The sequence below is a fragment of the Streptomyces sp. CNQ085 genome, assembly GCF_022614595.1.
In the GTDB taxonomy this organism is placed as follows: Bacteria; Actinomycetota; Actinomycetes; order Streptomycetales; family Streptomycetaceae; genus Streptomyces.
The window spans coordinates 8,609-16,435 of record NZ_JAJFAU010000044.1 but is presented as its reverse complement, the minus strand read 5'-3'; the positions used below and the strand labels follow the sequence as shown (position 1 = coordinate 16,435).

Genomic DNA, 7,827 nt, shown 5'->3' with positions numbered 1-7,827 from the left:
CCCCCCCCCCCCCCCCCCCCGGTCGGTCCGGCCCCGGGACCCGGGGCCGGAAGGGGCGCGAGAGCGCCGACGTCGTGGCTGCGGCGCGGCAGGCGCTGTGACCCGGCCCGGCCGCACCCCGCGCCGTTCCGTCCTGTCCTGCCCTGTCCCGCATGACGGATCAGGGTGTGCACGCATACCTGTTGTATCTATGGTGTGCACATGCCCTTCCAGTCCTCCCCGGGGCCGGCCCGGAATCCGGCGCCGCCCGCCGCCGAACGCGTCTACGCCCACGTCAAACAGGCCGTCCTGGAGCGCCGCTACGAGGGCGGGACCCTGCTCACCGAGGGCGAGCTGGCCGGGGCGGTCGGAGTCTCCCGCACCCCCGTGCGGGAGGCGCTGCTGCGCCTGGAGGCCGAGGGGCTGCTCAGGCTCTACCCCAAGAAGGGCGCGCTCGTCCTGCCCGTCTCCGTCCAGGAGATCGGCGATGTCGTCGAGACCAGGCTGCTGGTCGAGGAGCACGCCGTGCGCAAGGTCACCCCCGCGCCGCGCGACCTGCTGGACCGGCTCGGTGAACTCCTGGAGCAGCAGCGGCGACAGGCCGGGACCGGCGACCTGGCGGCGGTCGCCGCCACCGACCGGTGTTTCCACGCCACCGTGGTCAGGGCGGCCGGCAACCAGATCCTGGAGCGCCTGTACGACCAGCTCCGCGACCGCCAGCTGCGCATGGGCGTCGCCGTGATGCACTCCCATCCCGACCGGATCGCCAAGAACATCACCGAGCACACCGAGATCCTGCGCGCACTGCGCACGGGGGACGCGGAGGCCGCCGCCGAGGCGGTGCGCGGCCATGTCGGCTCCGTGCGGCACCTGCTGCGCGGTGAGGTCCGGTGAGCGGCGGGGACCTGCCCGGAACACCGGCCTCCGGAGCGCGGCTCGGCGGCCCGCGGGCCGCCTTCGTGTGGGGGCTGGGCGTCGCCGTCTACTTCACCGCCATCACCTACCGCACCGGCCTGGGCGTCGCGGGCATCGACGCCGCCGACCGCTTCCACATCAACGCCTCGGCCCTGTCGTCCTTCTCCATCCTCCAGCTCCTGGTCTACGCCGGGATGCAGATACCCGTCGGCCTGCTGGTGGACCGCTGGGGCACCAGGAAGGTCCTGGTCCTGGGCATCGTGCTGTTCACCACCGGCCAGTTCGCCTTCGCCCTCTCCGGCTCGTACGCCACGGCGCTGGCCGCCCGCGCGCTGCTGGGCTGCGGGGACGCCATGACGTTCATCAGCGTGCTGCGGCTGGGCTCCGACTGGTTCCCACCCCGCCGCGGTCCGCTGATCGCCCAGGTGGCGGCGTTGTTCGGGATGGCGGGCAACCTGCTGACCACACTGGTCCTGGCGCGTCTGCTGGACACCTTCGGCTGGACGCCGACCTTCGCGGGCAGTGCCGGACTGGGCGTGCTGGTCCTGGTGCTCGTCCTGCTCTTCCTCCGGGACCGGCCCGAGGGAGTCCCCGCCTGCCCGCCCTCCTCCGCCCTCGGACAGGGGCCGCCGCGCGAGCACGGTCACGTGCGCCGCCAGCTCGCCGAGGCGTGGCGCGAGCCGGGCACCCGGCTGGGCATGTGGGTGCACTTCACCACCCAGTTCCCCGGCATGGTCTTCCTGCTGCTGTGGGGGATGCCGTTCCTCGTCGAGGCGCAGGGCCGCACCCGCGCCGAGGCCGGCACCCTGCTGACCGTGGTGGTGCTCTCCAACATGGCCATCGGGCTGGTCTACGGCCAGGTCATCGCCCGGCACCACAGCGCACGGGCGCCGATCGCGCTCGGCACGGTGCTGGCCACGGCCGCCGTCTGGACGATGGCGCTGGGCTGGCCGGGGCGGGCGCCGCTGTGGGCGATGGTGCTGCTGTGCGTGGTGCTCGGCTCCTGCGGTCCGGGCTCGATGATCGGCTTCGACTTCGCCCGCCCCGCCAATCCGCCCGAGCGGCAGAGCACGGCGTCGGGCATCGTCAACATCGGCGGCTTCACGGCCTCCATGACCACCCTGCTGGCGGTGGGCGTCCTGCTGGACGCGACCGGTGACGACTACCGGATCGCGTTCGCCTCCGTCTTCGTCCTCCAGGCGCTGGGCACCGCCCAGATCCTGCGGCTGCGCGGCCGGGCGCACCGTCGCGAGCGCGAGCGGGTGGTGGCCAGCCGCGTCGAGGCGGTGCACGTACCGGCGTGAGACGGGACGCGGCCCCGGCCCCGGGGAGGTGTCAGGGCGTGACGGCGAAGTGCGCGAGGATCGCGTCCGCGAGGGCCTGGTCGCCCTCGATCTTGAGGTTCTCGCGCACCGCCGCGGGCCGCACCCGCCCGCAGGCCAGCCGCAGGTACGTCTCCCAGTCCGTCACCAGCGTGACCGCCGGCCCCAGCGAGACGCTGCCGTCCACCGTGCCCCGGCCCTCGGAGTCCACGCGCACGGTCCGCATGAACTCCACCGGCCCGCCCACGTCGATGACGACCGCCGAGTTCGGCGGCGCCCCGGCGTCCTTGGCGACCACCTTGGGCAGCCCGTCCACCAGCACGTCCCGTGCCACATGGGCGCCGGGGGAGTCGAGGTTGCCCGGCTCGCCCAGCGCCCGCCGCAGGTCCTGCTCGTGCACCCACACGTCGAACGCCCGCAGCCGCAGCGCCCGCTCCAGCGTCATCTCCCGGCCGAGCGGGGTCATCACCATCGTCGACGGGGCGCGCTTCTCGTTCCGCAGCTGGCGGGAACGGCGGATGATCGTGTACTCCAGCTCGCTGGTCATCTCCGGGGCGGTGTGGCAGCGCCGCACGTCCACCTGGACCTCGAGGCGGCGGCTGACCTCGTCCTTCACATGGAACAGGTCCCGCGGCAGCGTGTGGATGGGGCGGGGGTCGCCCAGCATCTCGCACTCCGACCCTATGACATGGGAAACGATGTCGCGGACCGACCATCCCGGGCACTCGGTCGCGCGGTTCCACTCGCCCTCGACCAGCGGGGAGACCAGCTCGGATATCGCCTCGACGGAGTGGGCCCAGGCGTCGGCGTAGGGCTGAAGGCTAGGGTGGTCGGTCAACGGGACCCCTCGGATACGTGCTGAATACGTGTGGATGGTGTGGGTTCGCGGACTGGGTGCTCTCAAGTTACGCTGCGGGCAAGCAGCCTGACAGGCCTTTCGGGTGACGATCGTAGGCTGCTTTCGACCGGCTTTCGACCGGCGTTTGGCCCCCTCGATCCCATGGACGGTGGTACGGTGCGCGCCTCTCTCATCCAGATCGGTGTGGACGGGGACGAAACGGTCGAAGCGCGCCGCCTGCGGGCCGCCTCGCTCGTCCGCGAGCAGACGGCCTCCGATCTGGTGGTCCTGCCCGAGCTGTGGACGGTCGGGGCCTTCGCCTTCGACTCCTTCGAGAGCGGCGCCGAGCCGCTGGACGGCCCCACCGCACGGGTCATGTCCGAGGCGGCCCGCGAGGCGCGCGTCTGGCTGCACGCCGGGTCCGTCGTGGAACGTGCCGAGCGCCCCGGTGGCCCCGGTGGAACGGCCCTGTACAACACCTCCCTGGTCTTCTCCCCCGACGGCGAGCGGGCCGCCGCGTACCGCAAGATCCACCGCTTCGGTTTCGACCGCGGCGAGGCCACCTTGATGTCCGCCGGCGCCGAACCGGTCACCGTCGCCCTGCCCGGCATCACCCTGGGCCTGGCCACCTGCTACGACCTGCGCTTCCCCGAACTGTTCCGCGCGCTGACCGACGCCGGAGCCCGGGCGCTGGTGGTCCCGGCGGGCTGGCCCGCCCGCCGCGCCTCCCACTGGTCCCTGCTGGCCCGCGCCCGCGCCGTGGAGAACCAGGCGTACGTGCTGGCCTGCGGCACCGCGGGCACCCACGCGGGCGTCCCCCAGGCGGGCCGCAGCGCGATCATCGACCCCTGGGGCGAGACGCTGGCCGAGGCGCCGGACGCCGGGGAGCGGGTCGTCACCGCCGAACTGGACCCGGCGTACGTCGACAAGGTCCGCCAGGACTTCCCCGTCCTGCGGGACCGGGTGCTGCGCTGAGCGCCCCGCCCCCGCTCCCGCCCACCGCGCAACCGCCGCGGGACGTCCTGTTCCCGTGAGCCGCGGCGGGCGGCGGGGAGCTGCGCGAGGGCGCGTGCGGGAACTTGGCACACTGGGGGGTATGACCGACCTCGTCCCCGCCGCCCCCCGCCGCCGTGCCCGCGTCCGTGCCCCCGAGCTGATCGGCAAGGGCGGCTGGCTGAACACCGGCGGCAAGGAGCTGACCCTCGCCGGCCTGCGGGGACGCATCACCGTCCTCGACTTCTGGACTTTCTGCTGTGTGAACTGCCTGCATGTCGTCGACGAGCTGCGCGAGTTGGAGGAGCGACACGGCGACACCGTGGTGGTCGTCGGCGTCCACTCGCCGAAGTTCGTCCACGAGGCCGATCACCGGGCCGTCGTCGACGCCGTCGAGCGCTACGGGGTGCACCACCCCGTCCTGGACGACCCCGAGCTGGCGACCTGGAAGCAGTACGCGGTGCGCGCCTGGCCCACCCTCGTCGTCATCGACCCCGAGGGGTACGTCGTCGCCCAGCACGCGGGCGAGGGACATGTGCACGCCATCGAGAAGCTGGTGACGGAGCTGGAGGCCGAGCACGAGGCCAAGGGCACCCTGCGGCGGGGCGACGGCCCGTACGTGCCGCCGGAGCCGGAGCCGACCGATCTGCGCTTCCCCGGCAAGGCGCTCGTGCTGCCCTCGGGCAACCTGCTGGTCACTGACACCACCCGGCACCAGCTGGTGGAGTTGGAGCCGGACGGCGAGACGGTGGTGCGGCGGATCGGTGAGGGGACGCGCGGGCTGGCCGACGGCCCGGGGGAGGAGGCCCGTTTCAGCGAGCCGCAGGGCCTGGCGCCGCTCCCGGACGGCAGGGTGGCCGTCGCCGACACCGTCAACCACGCGCTGCGGGCCTGGGACCCGGCCTCCGGCGGGGTCACCACGCTCGCCGGCACGGGCCGCCAGTGGTGGCAGGGCTCGCCGGCGGCCGGGCCCGCGCGCGAGGTGGACCTGTCCTCGCCGTGGGACGTGGCCTGGTGGGAGGGGCGGCTGTGGATCGCCATGGCGGGCGTCCACCAGCTGTGGGCGTACGACCCGGAGGCGGGGACGGTCGCGGTCGCGGCGGGCACCACCAACGAGGGCCTGGTGGACGGCCCGGCCGGCCAGGCGTGGTTCGCGCAGCCCTCCGGGCTCGCGGCAGCCGGGGACCGGCTGTGGATCGCCGACTCCGAGACCTCGGCGCTGCGCTGGGTCGAGCGCGCCGCGGGCGGCGAGGGCGGCGCTGACGGTGAGGACGGCGGTGACGGCGGCGGATACGTGCTGCGCACGGCGGTCGGCACCGGCCTGTTCGACTTCGGCCACCGCGACGGAGCGGCCGGCCAGGCCCTGCTCCAGCACCCGCTGGGCGTCACCGCGCTGCCCGACGGATCGGTGGCGGTCTGCGACACCTACAACCACGCCCTGCGCCGTTACGACCCGGCGAGCGAGGAGGTCACCACGCTCGCCACGGATCTGCGCGAGCCGTCCGGCGCCGTGCTGGTGGGGGACGACATCGTGGTCGTGGAGTCCGCCCGCCACCGGCTGACCCGGCTGCGGCTGCCCGAGGAGGCGGTACGGGTCGAGTCCGTCGCCCACCGCACCCGGCGCGAGGCGACCGGGGTGGCGCCGGGGGCGCTCCGGCTGGACGTGGTCTTCCAGGCCCCGCCCGGCCAGAAGCTCGACACCCGCTACGGCCCCTCCACCCGGCTGCTGGTCAGCTCCACACCGCCGGAGCTGCTGGCGGACGGCGCGGGGCAGGGCACCGACCTGAGCCGGGAGCTGGTGCTCGCCGACGGCGTCGCCGAGGGCGTGCTGCACGTCTCGGCGATGGCCGCCTCCTGCGACGACGACCCGGCCAACGAGTATCCGGCCTGCCATGTCCACCAGCAGGACTGGGGCGTGCCCGTGCGCGTCACGGCGGACGGCGTCTCCCGGCTGCCGCTGGTGCTGGCGGGGCTGGACGGCGGTGCGTAGCGCCGGAGCGCGCCGGAGCGTCCGCACGCCGTGCGGACGCTCCGGGCGTCAGGCGCGCCACTGGTGGCGGTGGTTCTCCTCGACAACCGGAGCAGCCGGGCTCGGCGGCTGTACACGGCGGCGCTTGAAGATGGCCACGTAGGACGCCAGCCCGATGAAGCCGACCGCCATGAGGATCAGGCCGATCACATCGAGGTTGACCCCGGAGATATCCCAGTTCACCCCGAAGGTCAGGATCGCGCCCACCGCGATCAGTGCGATGGTCAGTGCCATGCCCATGAAGAACCGCCTCCGTCCGGCTGGTTGAGGGCTCGTTCAGTCAACCGGGTACCCCTGGGCGGGACTTGCATTCCGAGTGCTGTGCGAGTCCGTCGATCCCGGCCCCCCTCAGCGCTTCTGACGGCCTGTCGGCGGACGCCTCGGGCCCGGCCGGTCAGGCCTCCAGAAAGGCCGTCAGGGCGTTCGCCAGCAGAAACGGGTCGTCCGCGCCGCACAGTTCGCGGGCGGAGTGCATCGACAGGACCGCCACGCCGATGTCCACGGTGGCGATGCCGTGCCGCGCGGCCGTGATGGGACCGATCGTCGTGCCGCAGGGGACGGCGTTGTTGGAGACGAACGACTGCCACGGCACCCCGGCCCGCTCGCAGGCGCCGGCGAAGACGGCGCGGCCGGTGCCGTCGGTGGCGTACCGCTGGTTGACGTTGACCTTCAGGATCGGGCCGCCGTTCGGCATCGGGTGGTGGCCCGGCTCATGGCGCTCGGGGTAGTTGGGGTGCACGGCGTGGCCGGTGTCCGAGGAGAGGCAGACGGTACCCGCGTACGCCCGCGCGCGGTCCTCCGGTGTGCCGCCGCGCGCGAGGACGGAGCGCTCCAGCACGTTGCCCAGCAGCGGGCCGTCGGCGCCGGTGTCGGACTGGCTGCCGTTCTCCTCGTGGTCGAAGGCGGCCAGCACCGGGATGTACGACGGATTCCCGGCCCCGGCGGCCGCGATCAGGGCGGCGGTGCCGGCGTGGACGGAGAGCAGGTTGTCCATGCGCGGCCCGGCGAGCAGTTCGCGGTCGCGGCCGAGGTAGGCGGGCGGCTCGATGCTGTGGACCATCAGGTCCCAGCCGGCGATGTCGGCGGCGTCCAGACCGGCCTCGGCGGCGAGGAAGTCCACCAGATCGCCCTCGCGGGGCTCGCCCAGGCCCCAGACGGGCGTCATGTGGCGCTGCCGGTCCAGCTTCAGGCCGCTGTTGACCTCCCGGTCGAGATGGATGGCGAGCTGGGGGACGCGCAGCAGCGGCCGGTCGGCGTTCACCAGGCGGGTGGAGCCGTCGCGCAGGGCCAGCCGTCCGGCCAGGCCCAGGTCGCGGTCGAGCCAGGTGTTGAGCAGGGTGCCGCCGTAGATCTCGACGGCGATCTGCCGCCAGCCGGCCGCGCCGGTGTCGGGCACGGGCTTGACGCGCAGGTTCGGGGAGTCGGTGTGGGCGCCGACGATCCGGAAGGGGGTGGCGGGCGTGGCGCCCCCGGGCACGTACCAGGCGATGATCGCGCCGCCGCGCAGTACGTACCGGCCGCCGCCGTCGCCGTCCCAGGCGTCGGTCTCGGCCAGCCGCCGGAAGCCCGCCCTCTCCAGCCGCTCGGCGGCGTTCGCGACCGCGTGGTACGGAGTGGGCGAGGCGGCGAGGAAGGAGGCCAGGTCGTCGGTGTGGCCACGGTCGAAGCGGCTGGGAGTACTCATGTTTCCAGCATACGAACGGCGGGGGTCCCGCTCCCCCCTGACCTGGGAACGGGACCCCCGCCCACCC

7 protein-coding genes are annotated in these 7,827 nt (G+C 73.8%); 4 read left to right on the top strand and 3 right to left on the bottom strand.

The annotated features are described in order from the left end of the window. Window positions 1-201 precede the first annotated feature (201 nt). Window positions 202-873, top strand: coding sequence for a GntR family transcriptional regulator (locus LJ221_RS10465; protein WP_241715645.1), 672 nt, complete (start codon window positions 202-204; stop codon window positions 871-873). Beyond that, on the top strand, window positions 870-2,198 hold the full coding sequence (locus LJ221_RS10460) for a nitrate/nitrite transporter (protein ID WP_374228420.1): 1,329 nt from the start codon (window positions 870-872) through the stop codon (window positions 2,196-2,198). Before LJ221_RS10465 ends, LJ221_RS10460 begins: the two co-directional genes overlap by 4 nt. 31 nt (window positions 2,199-2,229) lie before the next feature. Here LJ221_RS10460 and LJ221_RS10455 read toward each other — a convergent pair whose 3' ends face one another. Further along, window positions 2,230-3,054, bottom strand: a complete 825-nt coding sequence (locus LJ221_RS10455) for a maleylpyruvate isomerase family mycothiol-dependent enzyme (RefSeq protein WP_241715643.1) — start codon at window positions 3,052-3,054, stop codon at window positions 2,230-2,232. Window positions 3,055-3,231: 177 nt separating this feature from the next. Between LJ221_RS10455 and LJ221_RS10450 the strand changes: the two genes are divergently transcribed. Together LJ221_RS10450 and LJ221_RS10445 are read left to right on the top strand one after the other, a co-directional pair. Continuing rightward, window positions 3,232-4,029 (top strand): carbon-nitrogen family hydrolase, encoded by a 798-nt coding sequence (locus LJ221_RS10450; RefSeq protein WP_241715640.1) that lies wholly within the window; start codon window positions 3,232-3,234, stop codon window positions 4,027-4,029. Window positions 4,030-4,150: 121 nt separating this feature from the next. Further along, window positions 4,151-6,037: an NHL domain-containing thioredoxin family protein gene (locus LJ221_RS10445; protein WP_241715638.1), complete on the top strand. Its 1,887-nt coding sequence runs from the start codon at window positions 4,151-4,153 to the stop codon at window positions 6,035-6,037. A 48-nt stretch (window positions 6,038-6,085) separates the two neighbouring features. Here the strand turns inward: LJ221_RS10445 and LJ221_RS10440 are convergent, their stop codons facing one another. Continuing rightward, entirely contained in the window at window positions 6,086-6,316 is a 231-nt protein-coding gene (locus LJ221_RS10440) for a DUF6458 family protein (protein ID WP_241715636.1), read from the bottom strand. A gap of 154 nt (window positions 6,317-6,470) precedes the next feature. Next, window positions 6,471-7,760 carry a M18 family aminopeptidase gene (locus LJ221_RS10435; RefSeq protein ID WP_241715635.1) on the bottom strand — a complete coding sequence of 430 codons (1,290 nt, stop codon included), beginning with the start codon at window positions 7,758-7,760 and terminating at the stop codon, window positions 6,471-6,473. Window positions 7,761-7,827: the final 67 nt, after the last annotated feature.